Annotated in this window: 19 protein-coding genes; 8 read left to right on the forward strand and 11 right to left on the reverse strand. The window is 71.9% G+C overall.

All coding sequences use genetic code 11. The annotated features are described in order from the left end of the window. Positions 1-78: 78 nt before the first annotated feature. From ABD355_RS39010 to yczE, 4 genes are all read right to left on the reverse strand, one after another. Positions 79-453: an RNA polymerase-binding protein RbpA gene (locus tag ABD355_RS39010; RefSeq protein WP_003977404.1), complete on the reverse strand. Its 375-nt coding sequence runs from the start codon at positions 451-453 to the stop codon at positions 79-81. Between the two features lie 267 nt (positions 454-720). Further along, entirely contained in the window at positions 721-2,055 is a 1,335-nt protein-coding gene (locus tag ABD355_RS39015) for an MFS transporter (protein ID WP_344405856.1), read from the reverse strand. Positions 2,056-2,115: 60 nt separating this feature from the next. Continuing rightward, on the reverse strand, positions 2,116-2,883 hold the full coding sequence (locus tag ABD355_RS39020; protein ID WP_344405858.1) for a glycerophosphodiester phosphodiesterase family protein: 768 nt from the start codon (positions 2,881-2,883) through the stop codon (positions 2,116-2,118). Further along, positions 2,880-3,533 carry a membrane protein YczE gene (gene yczE, locus ABD355_RS39025; RefSeq protein WP_344405860.1) on the reverse strand — a complete coding sequence of 218 codons (654 nt, stop codon included), beginning with the start codon at positions 3,531-3,533 and terminating at the stop codon, positions 2,880-2,882. Before yczE ends, ABD355_RS39020 begins: the two co-directional genes overlap by 4 nt. A 100-nt stretch (positions 3,534-3,633) precedes the next feature. Between yczE and ABD355_RS39030 the strand changes: the two genes are divergently transcribed. Next, positions 3,634-5,133 (forward strand): SCO1417 family PLP biosynthesis transcription factor, encoded by a 1,500-nt coding sequence (locus ABD355_RS39030; protein WP_344405862.1) that lies wholly within the window; start codon positions 3,634-3,636, stop codon positions 5,131-5,133. 48 nt (positions 5,134-5,181) lie between these two features. On the opposite strand, the gene ABD355_RS39035 is transcribed toward ABD355_RS39030, so the two are convergent. Continuing rightward, positions 5,182-6,861, reverse strand: a complete 1,680-nt coding sequence (locus tag ABD355_RS39035) for an ATP-binding protein (RefSeq protein WP_344405863.1) — start codon at positions 6,859-6,861, stop codon at positions 5,182-5,184. A gap of 40 nt (positions 6,862-6,901) precedes the next feature. After that, entirely contained in the window at positions 6,902-7,096 is a 195-nt protein-coding gene (locus ABD355_RS39040; protein WP_016434155.1) for a hypothetical protein, read from the reverse strand. 260 nt (positions 7,097-7,356) lie between these two features. Between ABD355_RS39040 and ABD355_RS39045 the strand changes: the two genes are divergently transcribed. The 5 genes from ABD355_RS39045 (at position 7,357) to ABD355_RS39065 (ending at position 12,863) form a co-directional block, all read left to right on the forward strand. Then, entirely contained in the window at positions 7,357-7,749 is a 393-nt protein-coding gene (locus ABD355_RS39045; protein ID WP_123963814.1) for an ankyrin repeat domain-containing protein, read from the forward strand. Between the two features lie 301 nt (positions 7,750-8,050). After that, positions 8,051-9,469: a HEAT repeat domain-containing protein gene (locus ABD355_RS39050; RefSeq protein WP_344405864.1), complete on the forward strand. Its 1,419-nt coding sequence runs from the start codon at positions 8,051-8,053 to the stop codon at positions 9,467-9,469. A 186-nt stretch (positions 9,470-9,655) separates the two neighbouring features. After that, positions 9,656-10,801 carry a glycosyltransferase family 4 protein gene (locus tag ABD355_RS39055; protein ID WP_344405865.1) on the forward strand — a complete coding sequence of 382 codons (1,146 nt, stop codon included), beginning with the start codon at positions 9,656-9,658 and terminating at the stop codon, positions 10,799-10,801. Beyond that, positions 10,798-11,955, forward strand: coding sequence for a glycosyltransferase (locus ABD355_RS39060; RefSeq protein WP_344405867.1), 1,158 nt, complete (start codon positions 10,798-10,800; stop codon positions 11,953-11,955). Before ABD355_RS39055 ends, ABD355_RS39060 begins: the two co-directional genes overlap by 4 nt. Further along, positions 11,952-12,863 (forward strand): SGNH/GDSL hydrolase family protein, encoded by a 912-nt coding sequence (locus tag ABD355_RS39065; RefSeq protein ID WP_344405868.1) that lies wholly within the window; start codon positions 11,952-11,954, stop codon positions 12,861-12,863. Before ABD355_RS39060 ends, ABD355_RS39065 begins: the two co-directional genes overlap by 4 nt. On the opposite strand, the gene ABD355_RS39070 is transcribed toward ABD355_RS39065, so the two are convergent. Genes ABD355_RS39070 through ABD355_RS39090 form a run of 5 tightly spaced genes read right to left on the reverse strand, consistent with a single transcriptional unit; the run spans position 12,832 to position 17,211 of the window. Continuing rightward, positions 12,832-13,710: a 5-oxoprolinase subunit C family protein gene (locus ABD355_RS39070; protein WP_344405869.1), complete on the reverse strand. Its 879-nt coding sequence runs from the start codon at positions 13,708-13,710 to the stop codon at positions 12,832-12,834. The two genes, ABD355_RS39065 and ABD355_RS39070, sit on opposite strands and share 32 nt — an antisense overlap. Continuing rightward, a complete protein-coding gene (pxpB, locus tag ABD355_RS39075) occupies positions 13,707-14,324 on the reverse strand; it encodes a 5-oxoprolinase subunit PxpB (protein ID WP_344405870.1) in 618 nt (205 codons plus the stop codon). The genes ABD355_RS39070 and pxpB overlap by 4 nt, the downstream gene beginning before the upstream one ends. Next, complete coding sequence (locus ABD355_RS39080; RefSeq protein WP_344405871.1) at positions 14,321-15,079, reverse strand: LamB/YcsF family protein; 759 nt, start codon at positions 15,077-15,079, stop codon at positions 14,321-14,323. The genes pxpB and ABD355_RS39080 overlap by 4 nt, the downstream gene beginning before the upstream one ends. 18 nt (positions 15,080-15,097) lie before the next feature. Beyond that, positions 15,098-15,919 carry a putative hydro-lyase gene (locus ABD355_RS39085; RefSeq protein WP_344405872.1) on the reverse strand — a complete coding sequence of 274 codons (822 nt, stop codon included), beginning with the start codon at positions 15,917-15,919 and terminating at the stop codon, positions 15,098-15,100. Next, a complete protein-coding gene (locus ABD355_RS39090) occupies positions 15,916-17,211 on the reverse strand; it encodes an MFS transporter (RefSeq protein WP_344405873.1) in 1,296 nt (431 codons plus the stop codon). Before ABD355_RS39090 ends, ABD355_RS39085 begins: the two co-directional genes overlap by 4 nt. Positions 17,212-17,386: 175 nt before the next feature. On the opposite strand from ABD355_RS39090, the gene ABD355_RS39095 reads away from it, so the two are divergent. Next, positions 17,387-18,082: a GntR family transcriptional regulator gene (locus ABD355_RS39095; protein WP_344405874.1), complete on the forward strand. Its 696-nt coding sequence runs from the start codon at positions 17,387-17,389 to the stop codon at positions 18,080-18,082. 102 nt (positions 18,083-18,184) lie between these two features. Then, positions 18,185-19,711 (forward strand): hypothetical protein, encoded by a 1,527-nt coding sequence (locus tag ABD355_RS39100; RefSeq protein ID WP_344405876.1) that lies wholly within the window; start codon positions 18,185-18,187, stop codon positions 19,709-19,711. Positions 19,712-19,716 lie beyond the last annotated feature (5 nt).

The raw sequence follows: 19,716 nt of genomic DNA on the forward strand, positions 1-19,716 counted from the left end.
CGACCGCCGCTGACCCACTGAGAACGCGGCAGGACACACGACTGCGGGCGTAGTTGGTCCGCCCGACCCCGGCAGGAACTAGGCCGACTTGCGGCTGTCCCGCGGGTGAACCGCGATGTTCATCGCGCCCGAACGGAGAACGGCCAGACGCTCCTCGAGGACCTCTTCGAGTTCCTCGCGGGTGCGCCGCTCCATCAGCATGTCCCAATGCGTACGCGCGGGCTTGGCCTTCTTTTCCTCAGGGCCGTCGCCGTCAACGAGGAGTGCCTGGGCCCCGCAGACCTTGCACTCCCACTCCGGCGGGATCTCCGCCTCGACCGAGAAGGGCATCTCGAACCGGTGCCCCTTCTCGCATGCGTACTCCACGGCCTGGCGCGGGGCCAGGTCGATGCCGCGGTCCGTCTCGTAGCTGGTCACCACGAGGCGCGTGCCGCGAAGAGCTCGCTCACTCATGAATCGTGCCTCCCGGGCTTGTCGCCCACAGGACAGGTGTCGCTGTCGTCGTCATCCGGTCAACGTCCGGTCGGCGGTAAAGATTCCCGTTCCGTGTCCCGTTCCGGGTCATGCGTCGCCGTCGTAGCCGCCCCTTGTTGTACCCACCAGCGCCCGGTTTGTCACATCTGCTAGCAGATGTCACCCAGCGTTTCGGCATCTTTGACGCGCAGTAACGGTACGCCTGGCAGGCCAAACGCGTACACTACAGCCCTTTGGCCGTGAGTGCTAAATCCTTTCGGGAACCGGATTGCCCGCATCCAGGATCGCCTGCCGCACCGGAACCCGTGCGAGCAGGGCAAATCCGATGACGAAGAAGGCCACGAGCGAGATGATCGCGTCGCGATAACTTCCGGTCAGCTGGTAGGTGATCCCGAACAGAAGGGGTCCGAGCCAGCTCATGCCCCGGTCGCTCATCTCGTACGCCGAGAAGTACTCGGCCTCCTTGCCGGGCGGGACCAGATGCGAGAACAGGGAGCGGGACAGGGCCTGGCTGCCGCCCAGTACGAGGCCGATCCCGGCCGCCAGCACGAAGAACCACACCGGCGCCCCGGTCGGCAGGAAGTACCCCGCCGCCAAGGTCACCGTCCACGCCACCAGCGAGCCGAGGATGGTGCGCTTGGCTCCGTACGTCCGGGCCAGCCTGCCCATCCCGAGCGCGCCCGCCACCGCCAGCACCTGGACCATCAGCACGGCCGTGATGAGCGTGGACTGGCTCAGGCCCAGCTCCTGGGAGCCGTACACCGATGCCTGGGAGATCACCGTCTGAATGCCGTCGTTGTAGATCAGGTAGGCGAGCAGGAAGCCCAGGGTGAGCGGTTTGCCGCGCATGTCCCGGACGGTGGACGCCAGCTGCCGCCAGCCGTGCACCGCGGGCGCCGAGGACGTCGTACGGCGGTCGCGCAGTCGCTTCAGCGGTACGAGGGTGAAGGCACCCCACCACAGGCCGGCGGAGGCCAGGCAGATGCGGACCGCTGTCGACTCGGAGACGCCGAAGGAGTCGTGACCGGTGAACAGCACCAGGTTCACGATCAGCATCGAGGAGCCGGCCGCGTAGCCGAAGGCCCAGCCGCGCGAGGAGACCCGGTCGCGGTCCTCGGGCGGTGCGATCTGCGGCAGGTAGGAGTTGTAGACGACCATCGAGACGGCCACGGACGAGTTGGCGACGATCAGCAGGAGGCCGCCCAGCAGATAGCGGTCCCCGGACAGGAAGAACAGGCCCGTGGTGGCCGTCGCGCCCACATAGGCGCAGGCGGCGAGCAGCGGCTTCTTCCGTCCCGTGCGGTCGGCGGCCGCGCCCACCAGCGGCATCACGAGGATCGACACGATCACGGACGCGGAGACGCAGTACGCGAAGAACGACCCGGCACGCACCGGGACGCCCAGCGGATGCACGAAACCGTCCGAGTCCGCCGCCGACTTGGCCACCGCCGTCAGATAGGGGCCCAGGAACACGGTGAGCACGCTCGTCGAGTAGACGGAGCAGGCCCAGTCGTAGAAGTACCAGCCACGCTGCTCGCGCTGCCGGTCGATGACGTCCGTACGCACGGTGTCGGTGCTCACCCGTGCCCTCGCTTCCCCGCTGAAGTGCCGTGCGAAGGCTCGGGGGCGGGGGCCGGGCACTCAGGACCAGACGCCGCGTTCTTCCATGACCTTGCGCAACGTGTCGATGTGATCGGTCATGATGCCATCGACTCCCAGGTCCAGGAGCCGGTGCATGCGATCGGGATCGTTGATGGTCCACACGTGCACCTGCAGCCCGCGCGCGTGGGCGGCGCGGACGAAGCGGTGGTCGACGACCTGGATGCCGGACTGCGCCTCGGGCACCTGCGCGGCGACCGCGGAGGCGCGCAGTGCGGCCGGGACGCCCCAGGAGCGCAGCCGGAGGTTGAGCACGCCACGCGTGCCGTACGACGTCGCCAGGCGTGGACCGGCCAGCCGCTGGGCACGCACCACCCGCGCCTCGGAGAAGGAGCCGACGCAGATCCGGTCCCACGCGTGCGTGCGCTCGATCAGCTCCAGGAAGGGGTGCAGCGAGGACTCCGCCTTCAGATCGACGTTCCAGCGCACCTCGGGGAAGGTCTCCAGCAGCTCCTCGAAGAGCGGCACCGGCTCCTTGCCCGCCACGCGCGCGTGGCGCACGTCCTGCCACGGCAGGTCGGCTATGCGCCCGGCGCCGTCCGTCATCCGGTCCAGCGTCGAGTCGTGGAAGGCGACCAGCTTGCCGTCCGCCGTGGTGTGCACGTCGGTCTCGATGTAGCGGTAGCCCGCCTCCACCGCCCGCCGGAACTGCAGCACGGTGTTCTCCAGGCCGTCCGCGGCCCCGCCGCGGTGGGCGAAGGGGATCGGGCCGGGATGGTCGAGATAGGGGTGGCGTATCCGCGTGGTCACCGTCGAAGTATGGCCCTGTGGGGTTGCCCTTCGGCAACGACCGTGCTGCCGCCGGATGCCGACGGGACGTCGAACACCCGCAGGAAGAGCTGGGCGAGCGGGCCGATCGACACCGCATAGAGGACCGTGCCGATGCCGACGGTGCCGCCGAGGGTGAAGCCCGTCGCCACGACCGTCACCTCGATCGCCGTCCGCATCAGCCGGATCGAGCGGCCGGTGCGCCGGTGCAGGCCCGTCATCAGCCCGTCCCGTGGGCCCGGCCCGAAACGGGCGGAGATGTAGAGCCCGGTGGCCACGCCGTTGAGCAGGATGCCGGCCAACAGGAGAGGGATCCGGGCGGCCAGGGAGTGCACGGCCGGGACGAGGGCGAGCGTGCCGTCCATGGCGAGGCCGATCATGAAGACATTGGAGACCGTGCCGAGGCCCGGGCGCTGGCGCAGCGGGATCCACAGCAGCAGTACCGCCGCGCCCACGACGATCGACACGACACCGATGGTCAGGCCGGTGAGCCTGGCCAAGCCCTGGTGCAGCACCCCCCAGGGTTCCAGTCCCAGGCCCGCCTCCACGAGGAGTGCGGAACTCACGCCGTACAGCGCGAGACCGACGTAGAGCTGGATCAACCGTCGCCCGAGACGGTTCTTCGTGGACAAGAGGTGCCCCCCTGTGGTCGCAGCGGCCTGGTTCGTGACACCCTGTGGCTTGGGTGGAAGCTTCATCCATGGCCAATCCGGGGAAGGTGGACTGATTTCCATGGCGACGTGGACTTCGGCGATGGGGGCGGCGCAGCTCGCCCGGCTGCTCAACTCCCAGCAGGACCGCCCGGCCGGCCCCGGCACCCGCCGCCCGCCCGCCTACCGTGCCCTGGCCGACGGCATCCGGCTGCTGGTCCTGGAGGGCCGCGTTCCGGTGGCCGCCCGGCTGCCCGCAGAGCGCGAGCTGGCCCTGGCGCTGTCCGTCAGCCGTACGACGGTCGCGGCGGCCTACGAGGCGCTGCGCACCGAGGGATTCCTGGAGTCCCGGCGCGGCGCGGGCAGCTGGACCGCCGTTCCGGCCGGAAACCCGCTCCCCGCCCGCGGTCTGGAGCCCCTGCCGCCCGAGGCCCTGGGCTCGATGATCGACCTGGGCACCGCGGCGCTCCCCGCGCCCGAGCCATGGCTGACCCGTGCTGTCCAGGGCGCCCTGGAGGAACTGCCGCCGTACGCCCACACGCACGGCGACTACCCGGCCGGGCTGCCCGCGCTGCGTTCGATGATCGCGGACCGGTACACCGCGCGCGGGATCCCGACGATGCCCGAGCAGATCATGGTGACGACGGGAGCCATGGGGGCGATCGACGCGATCTGTCACCTCTTCGCGGGCCGGGGCGAGCGCGTCGCCGTCGAGTCGCCGTCGTACGCCAACATCCTCCAGCTGATGCGGGAGGCGGGGGCGCGGCTGGTGCCCGTGGCGATGGCCGAGGGCCTGGCCGGCTGGGACCTGGACCGCTGGCGGCAGGTGCTGCGCGAGGCCGCACCCCGGATCGCCTACATCGTCGCCGACTTCCACAATCCGACCGGCGCCCTAGCCGACGACGACCAGCGGCGTCAGCTCGTGGAGGCGGCCAGGTCGGCGGGGACCGTGCTGATCGCCGACGAGACGATGAGCGAGCTGTGGCTGGACGAAGGGGTCGAGATGCCGCGGCCCGTGTGCGGCTTCGACCCGGCCGGGTCCACGGTGATCACCGTCGGATCGGCCAGCAAGGCCTTCTGGGCGGGGATGCGCATCGGCTGGGTGCGCGCGGCACCGGATGTGATCCGCAGCCTGGTCGCCGCGCGCGCGTACGCCGATCTGGGCACCCCCGTGCTGGAGCAGCTCGCCGTGAACTGGCTGTTCAGCACGGGAGGTTGGGAGGAGGCCGTGGAAGTGCGGCGCAGCCAGGCCCGGGAGAACAGGGACGCGCTGGTCACCGCGGTGCGGCGGGAGCTGCCCGACTGGGAGTTCGAGGTCCCGCGGGGCGGACTGACGCTGTGGGTGCGGACCGGAGGGCTGTCGGGCTCCCGGCTCGCGGAGGTGGGGGAGCGGGTCGGGGTGCGGGTGCCGTCCGGGCCGCGCTTCGGGGTCGACGGTGCCTTCGAGGGGTATGTGCGGCTGCCGTTCACCGTGGGCGGTGCGCTGGCCGACGAGGCGGCGATGCGGCTGGCCGCGGCGGCCCGGCTGGTGCAGAGCGGGGCGTCGGGGGGCGGGGAGTCGCCGCGGACGTTCGTGGCGTAGCTGCGGTCAGGGGCCGTTCTCCAGCACTGCGGCATCCGGCGTGGGAACCTACTGCGCCTCCGCCGCCATGGCCTCCGCGGGGACCGCCTTCACCTCGGCCGGCTCCTCGTCGATGGGCACGGCCTCGATCGGCACGGACTCGACCGGCACAACCTCGGTCGGAATGGACTCGAACGGCTTGGCCTCGGCGGACTCCTGGTCGGCCGGCGTGGTCCGCGGCGGCAGCAGCGCCAGCACCGCCTTGCGGTGCGCGTCGCTCGCCGTGTCGTCGTACGGGTCCGGAGTCGACGGCACCTGAAGCCGGAGCACCGGGCCCGTGCCGAGACGGGCGTAGCCGCGGCCGGGCGGGACCTCGGCGGCCGGAGTGGTGGACGGAACGGCACCCAGGACGCCTGACAGCTGCTCCGCCGTGGCGGGACCCAGCACGACACGCGCGCGTGTGTGCTGCCGTACGTCGTCGCTCAGCGCTTCGGCGTGGTCGAACTGCTCGCCCACCACGACCGTCACATTCACCGCGCGGCCGTGCCGGAGCGGGACCTGGAGCAGGGACTGCGGGTCCTCACGGCCGTCCGCGGCGGCGAGGTGGGTGAAGGCGCTCGGGCGGTCCAGGAGGAGCCACAGGGGACGCCTGGTGTCCTCCGGAGGCGGCTGCCCGGCCTGACGGGCGCGGTTCGCGGCGATCAGACGGCGCTCCGTCTCGAGGGCGGCCCACTCGAGGCTCGTCAGCGCGCCGGTCAGCCCGCACTCGACGGCCAGAACGCCGTCCCGGCCGGTCAGGCACGCGTACTCGCCGATGCCGCCCTCGACGATCACGACATCGCCGTGCTGCAGCGCCTGCACGGCGATGGAGCGCAGCAGGGTCGAGGTGCCGCTGCCGGGCCGGCCCATGATCAGGAGGTGCGGTTCGGTGGAGCGGATGCCGGTGCGCCAGACGACCGGCGGAACGTCGCGCTTGTTCTCTCCGTAGGTGAGGGGAAGCGTGCGCTGGACCTGGGTGGGGTCCGTGAAGCCGAGAACCGTCTCGCCCGGCGCCGTGACGAATCGCTGGGCGGCGACGTCGGTGGGCAGCGGGGGCAGCACCGTGACCGTCAGCTCGTTTCCCTCTTCCTCCCATGCGAAGTGGTACTCGCGGCCGCGCCCCGACTTGGCGTGCAGCAGCTGTTCGATCCGGGCGCGGGACTCGGCCTCGCCGTCGGTGAAGTACGCCGGGTAGCGGATCACGAGCCGGGTGACACGGCCCGACTCGTCGAACTCGTATGCGGGGAAGGCCTTCTCCCACTCGCCGCCGTAGGCGTACAGCGGGGAGGGGTCCTCGGCGATCGAGAAGTACGGGATCAGGGCCTCGTACAGCGACTTGAGGCGCTGCACCTGGGACTCGTCCGGCCCTTCGGGCGCCGCCGGAGGGCGGTCCCGGCCGTGCAGGGCCGCCGCCGTCATCAGGCCGATGACGGCGAGTAGGGGGCCGTACGGCACGAGTGCCACGACCATGATCACGGAGGCAGCCAGGAACAGCAGCGGCCCACGCCGGTCCTTGGGGGTGTCCGCCCACTTGTGCCGCCCGGCCGCCGCCAGTCGGCGCAGACCCCGGGTGAGCGTGATCAGCGGGTGGAGGACGTCGGTGGCGCTGTCGGCCGCCGTCCGGGCCAGCTCCCGGCTCCGGGCGAGCTGCATCCGGGCGATCTGCGCGTTGTCCTTGCTCAGGATGCGGGGGAGGGGGCGCCGGGCCACTGCATTCTCCTGGTGGTGCGTACGGGCGGGAGGGGCGGCGTCAGAACTTGATGCCGCCGAGGAGACTCGCGAGGCTCTCGCCGCCGGCCTTGATGCTCGGGGCGATCGCAGTGCTCGCGAGGTAGAAGCCGAACAGGGCCGAGACCAGGGCGTGCGACGCCTTCAGGCCGTCCTTGCGGAAGAACAGGAAGACGATGATGCCGAGCAGGACCACGCCGGAGATGGACAGGATCATTTTTTTCTCCTGGTTCACGGGGACAGTCACCATGAGTACTTCCAGGATCACAGCATGTATCCATAGTATTAAAGGTGCAAATGGATGAATCTCGGTAGATTTCCCTCAACTGGTCGAGCCGACTCGGGCCGACCGGGCCGAACCCCCGTGGCCTGCCTGGTCTGTGGTGATCTTTACCTCCGGCGCACCGGGTCATGTACCGCGGAAGCCAGTACCCTGGCGATTCACCTGAACGGTTGTATTGAGAGGCGGTCCGGCCGATGACAGAAGCCCCCGACCCCGAGGTCGTGGAGCTGGCGACCAAGATCTTCGATCTGGCCCGGCAGGGGCAGACCGAGGCGCTCGTGGCGTACGTCGACGCGGGTGTTCCGGCCAACCTCACCAACGACCGCGGTGACTCGCTCGTGATGCTCGCCGCCTACCACGGACACGCGGACGCGGTGCGCGCCCTGCTCGCCCGGGGCGCCGAGGGCGACCGGATCAACGACCGGGGCCAGACCCCGCTCGCCGGGGCCGTCTTCAAGGGCGAGACCGACGTCATCAAGGCCCTCCTGGAGGGCGGTGCCGATCCGGCCGCGGGAACCCCGTCGGCCGTCGACACGGCGCGGATGTTCGGCAAGACGGAACTGCTCGAGTTGTTCGGCGCACACTGATCCGAATGTTCTGACCAGCACAAACACAGAAAACGGGGGAGGCGGTACAGGGCCGCCGAAATTTCGGTCGCGGCAGGTCGAAGTGCCGAGTCATCATGACGTCGTGATTCACGGACGCGATGGCTGGGCAGGTGTTGCCGCACCGCGCGGGCCGTGATGCGGTCCGCGAGGGCCACTGACGAGAGGCAGAGGAAGATGGTCTACAGCAAGCACGAGACGGCGGGCGCCCCGACGTTGTGTCACGCGGCCAGGTAATGCGTGTTCCCCGGTTGCGTCGACGCTTGATGTGAGGCTGTTTCCCATGTTCGATCCGGTCATAGCGCCCAGCGGTACGCTGCTCGGCCTGCTCCAGCGGGGCCGCGGCGACGGCACACTGCACGCGCTCACCGCCCCGCGCGCCGAGGCGCTCGCGGCGCTGAACCACTGTGTGCTGCGCGACCCCCGCCACGACTGGCAGGTGGAGAACCGCTCCCTCTATTACGCCCGTCTCTACCTCGACCTGAACGGCGAGCTGGACGAGATCGAGGCGCACCTCTTCGACGTCGAGGACGTCTTCGACACCGAGGAGTCCCGCACGGGACTGGCCCTGGCCGTCCTCGGCCATCTCGCCTCCTACGGCCGACGGGACGCGCTCCAGCTGCTGCGCAGGTACGCCGCCTCCGGCTCCAACTGGGCCTGGGCCCTGGACGAACTGGCGCTGCGCGACGACGACGCCGGCCTGCGGGCCCTCGCGGCACCCGTGCTGGCCCGCTTCGCCACCGACGCCGAGGGCGAGGCCGAACTCGCCGCCGTCGTGCGTGACGCCTTCGAGCCCCGGCCGTGGCGGCTGTGGGCGGAGGATCCGCGCGAATCGATCGCCACGCGTGTGCGTGCCGCTCAGGAGACCGGCTGTTTCGACCGCTGGCAGCGCCAGATGCGACCATCCGGGCCCCGTCCGGGGTGGAGCGTGCAGGCCGTGTTCGAGTGGGCCCAGCAGGGCGTCGAACGGGGCGCGGCGCTGCATGTCCCGGCCGCCCGCTGCCTGACCGCCGTCGCTGGCCCCGAGGACCGGCCCGAGATCGTGCAGGCCGCCAAGGACGGCACCGACGGAGCCCGCTGCACCGCACTGCGCTATCTCGCCGACAGCAATGATCCCGACGCCCTCGACCTGATCGAGGGGGCTGTGCTCACCGGCTCACCGGCCGTCGTGGAGGCTGCCGTGGACGCCTTCGAACGGATGCGCAGCGTCGCCGCCGTCGACCGGGCCCGCGGCTGGGCCCACCGGCCCGACCCCCTGGGCGCCGCCGCCGGCCGTATGCTCGCCTGCCGCGGGGGGACCGGGGACAAGGATCTCGTCCTGGGGGCGTTGCGCGAAGCCGTACGGGGCGAGGGGCCGGACGCCCCCACGCTGTGGACCCTCGTGGACGGCACCGGCCGGCTCGGCATCGCCTGCGCAGCCCCCGTACTGCGCCATATCTACCGCGAAACCGCCTCCTCCCATCTCCGCGGCCGGGCCGCCCGCGCCCTGGCCGCCACCGACCCCTCCTTCCCCGCAGGCTTCGCCGTCGAGTGCCTCTGGGACTGCGAGGAGACCACCCGCGAAATCGCCGCCCGGCACGCCGAGACCGGTGACGCACGGGTCGTCGAACAGCTCCGCCGGCTCGCCGCCGACCCGGCCGAGGAAGCCGAAGTGCAGACCGCCGTACGAAGTCGCATCGCACCTGAGGGACCCGCAGTCTGAGCCGGCCACACACGGGCTCCGCGGGCCGCGGCAGGGCCACTGGATGAACAGCGGATGACCCGCGGGTCAGGCGGTCATGGACACGGCCTGACCTGCTCGGGTGTGCACAGGAACGCTCACGGGACGTTCATCGTTCGCAAAGATCCACTTTGACGCGACCACGTCCAGCCCGGCGACAACACCCGTATGCGTGTCGTCATAGTGACCGAATCCTTTCCCCCCGACGTGAACGGCGTGGCCCACTGCGCGCTCCAGACCGCCCGGCACCTCGTAGATCGCGGTCACCTTCCGCTCGTCGTCGCCCCGGCCAGTACCGCTCTTGCCGTCCGGGCCGGGACCGGGCCCGACGCCCAGGCGCCGTGCCCCGTCGTCCGTGTCCCCTCCCTCCCGCTCCCGGGCTATCCCCAGGTCCGTGTCGCCCTGCCCAGCCGCCGCCTGGCCGCGGCCGTCATGGAGCACCGGGCCGACATCGTCCACCTGGCCAGCCCCTTCGTCCTCGGTGTCCGCGGCATGACGGTCGCCGCCCGGCTCGGCGTCCCGGCCGTGGCCGTCTACCAGACGGATCTGGCCGGATACGCCCGTACCTACATGGGCGCCGGTGAGGCCGCGGCGTGGCGGCGCATCCGCTCCGTCCACTCCGCCGCCGACCTCACCCTCGCCCCCTCCAGCGCCTCGATGCACGACCTGAAGACCCATGAGGTGCCCCGGGTCAAGCTCTGGCAGCGCGGCGTGGACACCGTCCGTTTCCGGCCGCACCTGCGCGACGAGGCCCTGCGCCGCGAACTCGCCCCGAACGGCGAGCTGATCGTCGGCTACGTCGGCCGGCTCGCCCCCGAGAAGCACATCGAGCTCCTGGCCGGCGTCTGCGGCCTCGACGGAGTGAAGGTCGTGGTCGTGGGCGACGGTCCGAGCCAGCCGAGCCTCGCCGAGGCGCTGCCGGGCGCGGTCTTCCTCGGCCGCCGCACCGGCGACGAACTCGCCCGCATCTACGCCTCGCTGGACGTCTTCGCGCACACCGGCCCCTTCGAGACGTTCTGTCAGACCGTGCAGGAGGCCATGGCGAGCGGTGTCCCCGTCGTCGCGCCTGCCGCCGGCGGCCCCCTCGACCTGGTCGCCCACGGGCGCACCGGGCTGCTGGTGCCGCCCCACGACGCGGACGCCGTACGGGACGCCGTGCAGTCCCTGGCCGCGGACCCGGAGCGGCGGATCACCTTCGGCGCCACCGCCCGCGCCACCGTCGAGGGACGCACCTGGGCAGCCGTGGGCGATCAGCTGATCGGGCACTACGCGGACGTGCTCGCCGCGCGCCAGAAGACGGCGGTGGCGGCATGACCTCCCTGCGGATCGTGCGACTCGCCAACTTCGTCGCCCCCTCCTCCGGCGGTCTGCGCACCGCCCTGCGGGAACTCGGCAAGGGCTTCCAGGCCGCAGGGCACGAGCCCGTGCTCATCGTCCCCGGCGAACGCGCCGACGACCGCGACACAGAGCAGGGCCGCGTCATCACCCTGCCCGGGCCGCTGCTGCCCGGCACGGGCGGATACCGCGTGCTCACCGACAAGCGACGGGTGGCCCGGGTCCTGGAGGAGCTGGCCCCCGACCGCCTGGAGGTCTCCGACCGCACGACCCTGCGCTGGACCGGCAAGTGGGCGCGGCGCGCCCGCATCCCCGCCGTGATGGTCTCCCACGAGACCGCCGACGGCGTGCTGCGCACCTGGGGGCTGCCGGAGGGGGCCGCCCGCCGCGCCGCCGACGCGCTCAACGTGCGTACGGCACACACGTACGCGCGCGTGGTGTGCACCACCGAGTTCGCCGAGCGGGAGTTCGTGCGGATCGGCGCCCGCAATGTCGTACGGGCCCCGCTCGGCGTCGACCTGGTCGAGCGGCATCCCGCGCTGCGCGACCCGGGGCTGCGGGCACGCTACGCGCGCGTGGCCGAGTCGCTGCTCGTGACGTGCACCCGGCTGTCGGTGGAGAAGCGGCCCGGCACGGCGCTGGACGCCCTCGAGGCACTGCTGCGGCGGGGCCGGCGGGCGGTGCTGGTGGTGGCAGGGGACGGGCCGCTGCGGCCGCGGCTCGAACAGCGGGCGCGGGAGCGCGGGCTGCCGGTCACCTTCCTCGGGCACGTCTCCGACCGCGGCGCGCTCGGCGCCCTCCAGGCCTCCGCCGACGTGTGCCTGGCACCCGGGCCCGCCGAGACCTTCGGGCTCGCCGCGCTGGAGGCGATGGCCTGCGGTACGCCCGTGGTGGTGAGCACCTCGTCCGCGCTGCCCGAGGTGATCGGCTCCGCCGGAGCCGTCGCCGCGGACCACGGGGAGGCCTTCGCGGACGCCGTCGACATGCTGCTCGAACTCCCCGAGCGGGAGCGACGCGAGACCGCACGCGCGCGTGCGGAGTGCTTCGGGTGGAACACGGCCGTGGACGCGTTTCTCGCCGCGCACGACGCGCCGGTTCCGGTGCGACGTTCCGTGCCCGGGGGCGTGGCATGAGACCGGTGCGTTTCGTCGCCCTCGGGGACTCGCTGACCGAGGGCGTGGGCGATCCCGTCAGCGACGGGTGGCGCGGCTGGGCCGCACTGCTCGCCGGCGGGCTCGCCGAGGAGCCCGTGGAGTTCACCAACCTCGCTGTCAGCGGTGCCCAGACCCGGGAGGTGCTGGAGCAGCAGACGCCGGCCGGGCTCGCCCTGCAGCCGGACGTGGTGTCCGTGGTCATCGGCGTCAACGACACCCTGCGCTGCACCTTCGACATCCACGCCGTGGCCGAACGGCTCGACGAGGTGTACGCCGCCTTCACCGAGCAGGGGGCGACCCTGCTCACGGCCTGTCTGCCCGACCCCGGCTCGATGCTCGGCCTGCCCGGCTCCCTGGCCCGTCCGCTGGCCCGGCGGCAACGGGCGGTCAATCGGGTGGTCCACGCCCTCTCCGACCGCTACGGGGCCGTCCATCTGCACGCGGCCGAGGAAGCCTGGATCACCGACCGCGCGATGTGGAGCGCGGACCGGCTGCACCCGGGCGAGCAGGGGCATCGGCAGCTCGCCGTGCGCTTCCACGCGCTGCTGGCGGAGGCGGCCCGTGCGGCGGGTCCCGCGCCTTCGCCGGAGCCGGAGTTCCCCGTGCCCTCGCGGTCGGCGAGCCTGTTGTGGCTGGCCACGGCGGGTACGGCGTGGGTTGCACGGCGGTGCACGGATCTGCTGCCGCAGCTGCTGCGGCTCGCCGCCGACGAGATGCGGCACCGGGTGCGGGGGACCAGTGCGCGGCTGGATCTGCGGGCCGCTGCTGCGGTTTCGGCGGCTTTGGCTGCGGTGTCTGTTGGGGAGCAGCCGGATGCCGCCCAGCTCCGCGGGGTGGGCGATGAGAGGTCGGTCCCTAACGGCGGTCCCGTGTGCGTACCTCGATGAAGCGGACCGGCGTGCCCGGTGCCGCTTGGGCCACGGAGGGAATGTCCTGGGCGCAAACCACGCCCATCACCGGGTAGCCCCCGGTGGTCGGATGGTCGGCCAGGAAGACGACCGGTCTGCCGTCGGGCGGGACCTGGACGGCCCCCAGCACCATGCCCTCGCTGGGGAGTTCACCCGGCAGGGCCCGTTCCAGCGCGGGGCCTTCCGTGCGCAGGCCGATGCGGTTGCTCGCGGCGGACACGCGGTACGGGCGGGACGTGAACGTACGCAAGGCCTCTTGTGTGAACCAGTCGTCGCGCGGTCCCAGCGTCACCCGTAGGACGAGTTCGGCCCGAGGAGCGGGCTGCGGAGCGAAGTCCACGCGCGCGTGGACGCGTTTCGGCGTCCCCAGGGGGAGCACCATGCCGTCCGTGAGAGGTGCGGGGCCGAGGCCGGACAGCAGGTCCGTCGAGCGGCTGCCGAGCACCGGCTCGACGGTGATGCCGCCCGAGACGGCCACATAGCTGCGTACTCCGGAGACGACGGTGCCGACCTCCAGGAGCGCACCCGCGGGCACGCACACCGGGGCTCCCCAGGCCACCGGCCGGCCGTCCACCGTGACCGGGCAGGGCGCGCCGCCGACCGCGAGCGTGGCCGTCGAACGCGGCCGCAGGGCGCACCCGTTGACCGTGGTCTCCAGGACGGCCGCCTCGGGCGGGTTGCCGACCAGCCGGTTGACGAGCGCCGCCGCCGGGGCGTCGAGCGCGCCGGAGCGCGGCACGCCGAGGTGGGCGTGGCCGGGGCGTCCCCGGTCCTGCACCGTGGTGAGCGCTCCGGCGCGTACGACGACGAGTGCGCGGTCCGTCACGGGCACCCCACCGGGACGAAGCGCACGCGCGTGCCGGGCGACAACAGTGCGGCGGGCACGCGCGCGTGGTCCCACAGCACGGTGTCCGTGCGCCCGATCAGCTGCCAGCCGCCCGGCGACGAGCGCGGGTACACACCCGTGTACGGGCCCGCCAGCGCCACCGAACCCGCCGGGACGGCCGTGCGCGGGGTGGCCCGGCGCGGGACGTCGTACCGCGGCGGCAGGCCGGTGAGGTAGCCGAAGCCCGGGGCGAACCCGCAGAAGGCGACGCTGAACTCGGTGGCCGCGTGGATACGGGCCACTTCGCGCTCGCCGACGCCCCAGTGCGCGGCGACGTCGGCCAGGTCGGGACCGTCGTAGCGGACCGGGATGTCCACGACCGCCTGTTCCCGAGGGGGAGCCGGGGGCACCTCGGAGGCGGTCAGTTCGGAAGCCAGACGGACCGGGTCGTCGAGGCCGTCGAGCAGGACGGTGCGGGCCGCGGGGACGATCTCGCGCACCGTGAGCAGGCCTTCCGCACGGCGCCGCAGCAGCTCCGCGTGCAGGGCCTGTGCCTCGTCCCCGGAGGTCAGCTCGACGAGCAGGGCGCTGTCCCCGACGGGCAGCGCCCTCATGCGAAGGCCTCCACCCGGATCCCCGACTCCTGCAGGCGGTCCCGGACGCGCCGGGCGAGTGCGACGGCGCCCGGCGTGTCCCCGTGCAGGCACAGGGAACGCGCGCGTACGTCGACGCGCGCACCGGAGTGCGAGGTGACCGTGCCGAAGCGGGCCAGGCCCACCGAGCGCTCCACCACGGCTTCCGGGTCGCTGACCACGGCGCCCTCGTGGCCGCGCGGCACGAGCGTTCCCTCCGGGGTGTACGCACGGTCCGCGAAGGCCTCCGCGACGGCCGGCATACCCGCCTTGCCGGCGAGCTCCAGCAGGCGCGAGCCGGGCAGTCCGAGGACGGGCAGCGAGGCGTCGGCGAGCCGTACGCCGTCCACGACCGCACCGGCCTGCTCCTCGTCGTGCACGACGCGGTTGTAGAGCGCGCCGTGCGGCTTGACGTACGACACGCGCGTGCCGGCCGCGCGCGCGAAGACCTCCAGGGCGCCGATCTGGTAGGCCACCTCGGCCGCGAGCTCCGCGGGCGGCACGTCCATCGCGCGCCGCCCGAACCCCGCCAGGTCCCGGTAGGAGACCTGGGCGCCGATCCGGACGCCGCGCTCGGCCGCCAGGTCGCACACCCGCCGCATGGTGGCCGCGTCCCCGGCGTGGAAGCCGCAGGCCACGTTGGCGCTGGTGACGACGGACAGCAGCTGCTCGTCGTCGGTCAGCTGCCAGCGGCCGAAGCCCTCGCCGAGGTCGGCGTTGAGATCGATCGAGGTCATGGGTCCTTCGTGTTTCTCTCAGGCCACGCGGTACTGCTCGTCGCGGGCGTCGGTCAGGAACATCTGGCCGGGTGCGTGTGTGATGGCGAAGGGCGGGAGCGAGGCCATCACGGCCGCCTGCGGGGTCACTCCGCAGGCCCAGAACACCGGGATGTCGTCCGGTTCGAGGTCCACCGGGTCGCCGAAGTCGGGGCGGCCGAGGTCGTCGATGCCCAGCCCAGAAGGATCGCCGCAGTGCACGGGGCTGCCGTGCACTGCCGGGAGCAGACTGCTCTCCCGGATCGCCGCCGCCAGGTGCTGCGGCGGCACCGGCCGCATGGACACCACCATCGGGCCGTGCAGCCGCCCCGCCGGACGGCACTGACGACTCGTCACATACATCGGGACGTTGCGGCCCTGCTCGACGTGGCGGATCGGCACGCCCGCCTCGGCCAGCGCCCACTCGAAAGTGAAGCTGCAGCCGATCAGGAACGACACCAGGTCCTCGCGCCAGTGCGCGCGGACGTCCGTCGGCTCGTCCACCAGCACGCCGTCCTGCCACACCCGGTAGCGCGGCAGATCGGTACGCAGGTCCGCGCCGTCCGCCAGGATCGTCGTGGCGGAGCCGGCGTCCGTGACGTCGAGCACCGGACAGGGCTTGGGGTTGCGCTGGCAGAACAGCAGCATGTCGTACGCCCAGTCGGCGGGCACCGAGATCAGATTGACCTGGGTGTGTCCGGCCGCCACCCCGGCGGTGGGTCCGCTGAGTCCTTCCCGGAAGCGAGCCCGGGCGGCTTTCGGGCTCCACGCGTGCGCGTGCTCGTCGACTGCGGTCACAGGGCGCTCTTCCGTACGGTTCACGCGAGTTCCTTCCCATGGGTCTCCGGCAGCCCCAGCAGCGCCAGCGCCGCGAGGCCGTAGCCGATCGCACCGAACACCAGCGCGCCGCCCACGCCCCAGCTGTCGGCCAGGAAGCCGACGGTCGTGGGGAAGACGGCGCCCACGGCGCGCCCGGTGTTGTACGTGAAGCCCTGTCCCGTGCCCCGTACCGCCGTCGGGTACAGCTCGCTCAGATAGGAGCCGAAGCCGCTGAAGATCGCCGACATGCAGAACCCGAGCGGGAAACCGAGCACCAGGAGCAGGGTGTTGGCGCCGTGCGGGATGTTCGCGTACGCCAGGATGCACACGGCCGACAGCAGGGCGAACAGCCAGATGTTGCGCCTGCGGCCCAGCCGGTCGGTGAGGTAGCCGCCGGTCAGATAGCCCAGGAAGGCGCCGGAGATCAGGAACGTCAGATACCCGCCGGTGCCGACGACCGACAGCCCGCGGTCGGTCTTCAGGTACGTCGGTACCCAGGTGGCGAGCGTGTAGTAGCCGCCCTGGACGCCGGTGGACAGGAGTGCGGCGAAGACGGTCGTGCGCAGCAGGCCGGGTTTGAAGATCGCGGTGAACGAGCCCTTCTGTGTGCTCTGTTCGCGTACGGCCGCCGCCTCCGGGGCGTCGTGCACCCGGCGGCGCATCCAGATCACCAGCAGCGCGGGCAGCGCGCCGGTCCAGAACATGATGCGCCAGGCCAGATCGTCGCCGGCGAACGAGAAGACCAGGGTGTACACGACCGCGGCCAGCGCCCAGCCCACGGCCCACGAACTCTGGACGGCGCCGAGGGTACGGCCCCGGTGCCTGGCGCTCGCGTACTCGGCGACGAGGATCGCGCCGACCGCCCACTCACCGCCGAAACCGAGGCCCTGCAGAGCGCGGAAGACCAGCAGCGTCTCGTAGTTGGGGGCGAAGCCGCAGGCCACGGTGAAGACCGCGTAGGTGATCACGGTGATCATCAGTGCCCTGACCCGGCCGACCCGGTCCGCCACCACGCCCGCGACGGCGCCGCCCACCGCGGAGACCACGAGGGTGACCGTCGTGAACAGGCCGGTCTGACCGCTGTCCAGGCCGAAGTACGCGGCCAGCGCGACCATGCTCAGGGGCAGCGTGAAGTAGTCGTACGAGTCCAGGGCATAGCCGCCGAACGCGCCCGCGAAGGCGCGGCGGCCGCGCGGCCCGAGGGCGCGCAGCCAGCCCAACGCGCCGTCATCCAGGGCGCTTTCCTCGGTTCCGGGGTGTTCGGTCAGGGCCTGGGGCGGAGGGGTCGTACTCATGGGCACCTCGCAGTGGGAGGACGAAGGGTGCTTCAGAAATGAGCCGTGCCGTGCAGGAGGAGCGGTCGGCGCCCGGAGCGAACGACGGCGCCGTGTGTAGCAAGGTAGAGGATCGTTGAACGATCCTTCAATACCCACGTTGTTTCGTTCTTGTATCTGCGATTGAATTCCGGGCATGGCAGAGCAGCTGACAGGACTGGCCGACGACCGGGCTCTCCTGGGGCGCACCAGCACCGCCGAGCGCGTCTCGGACATCCTCAGGGGCCGCATCGCCGAGGGGTTCTTCCCGCCCGGCACCCGGCTGTCGGAGGACAGCATCGGGGGCGCGCTCGGAGTCTCCCGCAACACGCTCCGCGAGGCGTTCCGGCTGCTCACCCACGAACGTCTGCTCGTGCACGAGCTGAACCGGGGCGTCTTCGTCCGGGTCCTCACCGTCGAGGACGTCGAGGACATCTACCGCACCCGGCGCCTCGTCGAGTGCGCCGTCGTCCGCGGGCTCGGACAGCCGCCGTACGGCCTGGACGCACTCGCCGAGGTCGTCGAAGAGGGGCAGCGGGCGGCGCGCGAGGGTGACTGGAAAGGCGTGGGTACCGCCAACATCCACTTCCACCGGGAGCTGGTGGCCCTCGCCGGCAGCGCCCGCACCGACGAGCTGATGCGCAGCGTCTTCGCAGAACTTCGCCTGGCCTTCCACATCGTGGACGACCCCAAAGCCCTGCACGAGCCGTACCTGGCCCGCAACCGGCAGATTCTGCAGGCCCTGCAGGCGGGGGACCGGCCGGCGGCCGAGAAACTCCTTGAGGTCTACCTCGACGACTCGCTCGAGCGGGTCGTCGAGGTGTACCGGCGGCGGGTCGGGGAGGACGGTTAGCGGGACGCAGGAGTGCCGGGTTCACTGCTGTGGCGAGCGTGACGCCTGGTGGCATCTGAGTCGTTTGGGTCGATGTCAGACCGAGGACCTAGTCTGTGCACCGTGACTTCGCCTGCATCGACGGACAGCGTTCCGCCCCAGCTCAGCGCGGGGCCGCGCCCCGCACCGGGCCCGGCCGCCGACGAGGGGCTGGCGCGGCGCCTGCGCGCGCTCGCCTGCACCGCGCCGCTGCACGACCTCGACGCACGCAAGGCCAACCTCGCCGGCGAGTACTCGGTGTACGGCATGGCGGAGGTGGCGCTGGCCGCCATCGACCTGGTCACCCTGAACATGGACTTCGACACGGGCGCCGACCACGACCAGATAGTCGCCCGGCTCATTCCGCGCATCGCCGCGCAGGCCCCGCAGCGGCCCGTCGCCGAGCACGAGCGCGTGGCCCGCTGGGTCCTGGAGAACCTGATCAACGTCGGCAGCGTCGACCGCGGCTTCCGTGCCGTCTACGGCACGTTCACGAGCGACGGCAGCTATGTCCGCCGTGACTACGACTTCAAGCTGATCGAGGAGGTGCCGGGCCCCGGCGGCACCGTCTACCTCCGTACCACGGACGAGGCGGTCAACGTCCTGGTCGGCGCCCTGGACACGGACGTCACCAGCGCGCAGATCGCCGCCGAGGTCAAACTGGAGGTCCTGATCAACCGGGGCCGCCTCGCCGACGCCCAGCTCGCCGCCGAACAGGCCCGCTACCGGACGGTGCAGTACTCGGAAACCCTGCGCAGAGCCCTGGACGCGACCCGGCGCAACGTCCGGGCGGTGGACTGGCTCAACTCCGTGCCCGACATGATCGCCGAGGCGCTGGACCACGTCGCCGACCGCTACCGGCACGAGAACGCGATCCTCACCAACATCCGCAAGGCCCGTGACGAGACCGAGGACCCCGAGCACAAGCGGCGCGCGGCCGAGCTCGTCGACATCGTCAAGGACTGCATCCGCAGGCACACCCAGCTGCAGTCCCGCCTCCTGGAGGCCGGCCCGCTGTTCCGTGCGGAGCAGGACCGGCAGGCGTTCGCGACCCCCATGGCCTCGTCCGGGATCGACCTGTACGGGCACCTCGTCGCCCCCGTGCTGCCCCTGCCGCTGGAACAGGCGGTCCGGGTCACGGACGCCTTCTTCGCCCGGGGCACCGGTTTGCGTACGCCGGTCTCCGTGCGGTTGGGCGACCTCGTGGACATATTGCTGACGCCGCCGGTGGAGCGGGAGCACCTGGGCGCGGAGATGCCCGAGCCGGATCTGATCGCGACGCCGGACGACAGCCGGTTCAGCGAGGAGCAGCTGGCCGCAGCGACGGAACTGCTGGACCTGCCCGCCGATGCACCGCGCCGGTTGTCGGGGTTGCTGGCCGAGGCCCGGAGACAGGACCCCGATCTGCCGTATCTGGTGGCCCTGTTGGCGGTGCACGCGGCCAGCCCGGCGGTCGGTACCGCATACCGCCAGGGCGAGGAGAAGCTGCTGTTCGCCGTGGACGACGGGACGGAGCTGGACGATCCGGAGTTCGGCGGCGCCGATCTCATCGTCGGCACGGCCCTGCTGGACGCGGCGGGCATGGCGGCGGACCGGACGGAAGCAGCATGAGTGAG

The sequence above is a fragment of the Streptomyces longisporus genome (assembly GCF_039532765.1).
Classification (GTDB): Bacteria; Actinomycetota; Actinomycetes; order Streptomycetales; family Streptomycetaceae; genus Streptomyces; species Streptomyces longisporus.

Excerpts from the sequence above, each read along its gene's own strand:
- ABD355_RS39065 (WP_344405868.1), top strand. The coding sequence starts at position 11,952 with ATGAGACCGGTGCGTTTCGTCGCCCTCGGGGACTCGCTGACCGAGGGC.
- ABD355_RS39050 (WP_344405864.1), top strand. The coding sequence starts at position 8,051 with ATGTTCGATCCGGTCATAGCGCCCAGCGGTACGCTGCTCGGCCTGCTC.
- ABD355_RS39040 (WP_016434155.1), bottom strand. The coding sequence starts at position 7,096 with ATGATCCTGTCCATCTCCGGCGTGGTCCTGCTCGGCATCATCGTCTTC.
- ABD355_RS39030 (WP_344405862.1), top strand. The coding sequence starts at position 3,634 with ATGGCGACGTGGACTTCGGCGATGGGGGCGGCGCAGCTCGCCCGGCTG.
- pxpB (WP_344405870.1), bottom strand. The coding sequence starts at position 14,324 with ATGAGGGCGCTGCCCGTCGGGGACAGCGCCCTGCTCGTCGAGCTGACC.
- ABD355_RS39010 (WP_003977404.1), bottom strand. The coding sequence starts at position 453 with ATGAGTGAGCGAGCTCTTCGCGGCACGCGCCTCGTGGTGACCAGCTAC.
- ABD355_RS39045 (WP_123963814.1), top strand. The coding sequence starts at position 7,357 with ATGACAGAAGCCCCCGACCCCGAGGTCGTGGAGCTGGCGACCAAGATC.
- ABD355_RS39095 (WP_344405874.1), top strand. The coding sequence starts at position 17,387 with ATGGCAGAGCAGCTGACAGGACTGGCCGACGACCGGGCTCTCCTGGGG.
- ABD355_RS39055 (WP_344405865.1), top strand. The coding sequence starts at position 9,656 with ATGCGTGTCGTCATAGTGACCGAATCCTTTCCCCCCGACGTGAACGGC.
- ABD355_RS39060 (WP_344405867.1), top strand. The coding sequence starts at position 10,798 with ATGACCTCCCTGCGGATCGTGCGACTCGCCAACTTCGTCGCCCCCTCC.
- ABD355_RS39090 (WP_344405873.1), bottom strand. The coding sequence starts at position 17,211 with ATGAGTACGACCCCTCCGCCCCAGGCCCTGACCGAACACCCCGGAACC.
- ABD355_RS39080 (WP_344405871.1), bottom strand. The coding sequence starts at position 15,079 with ATGACCTCGATCGATCTCAACGCCGACCTCGGCGAGGGCTTCGGCCGC.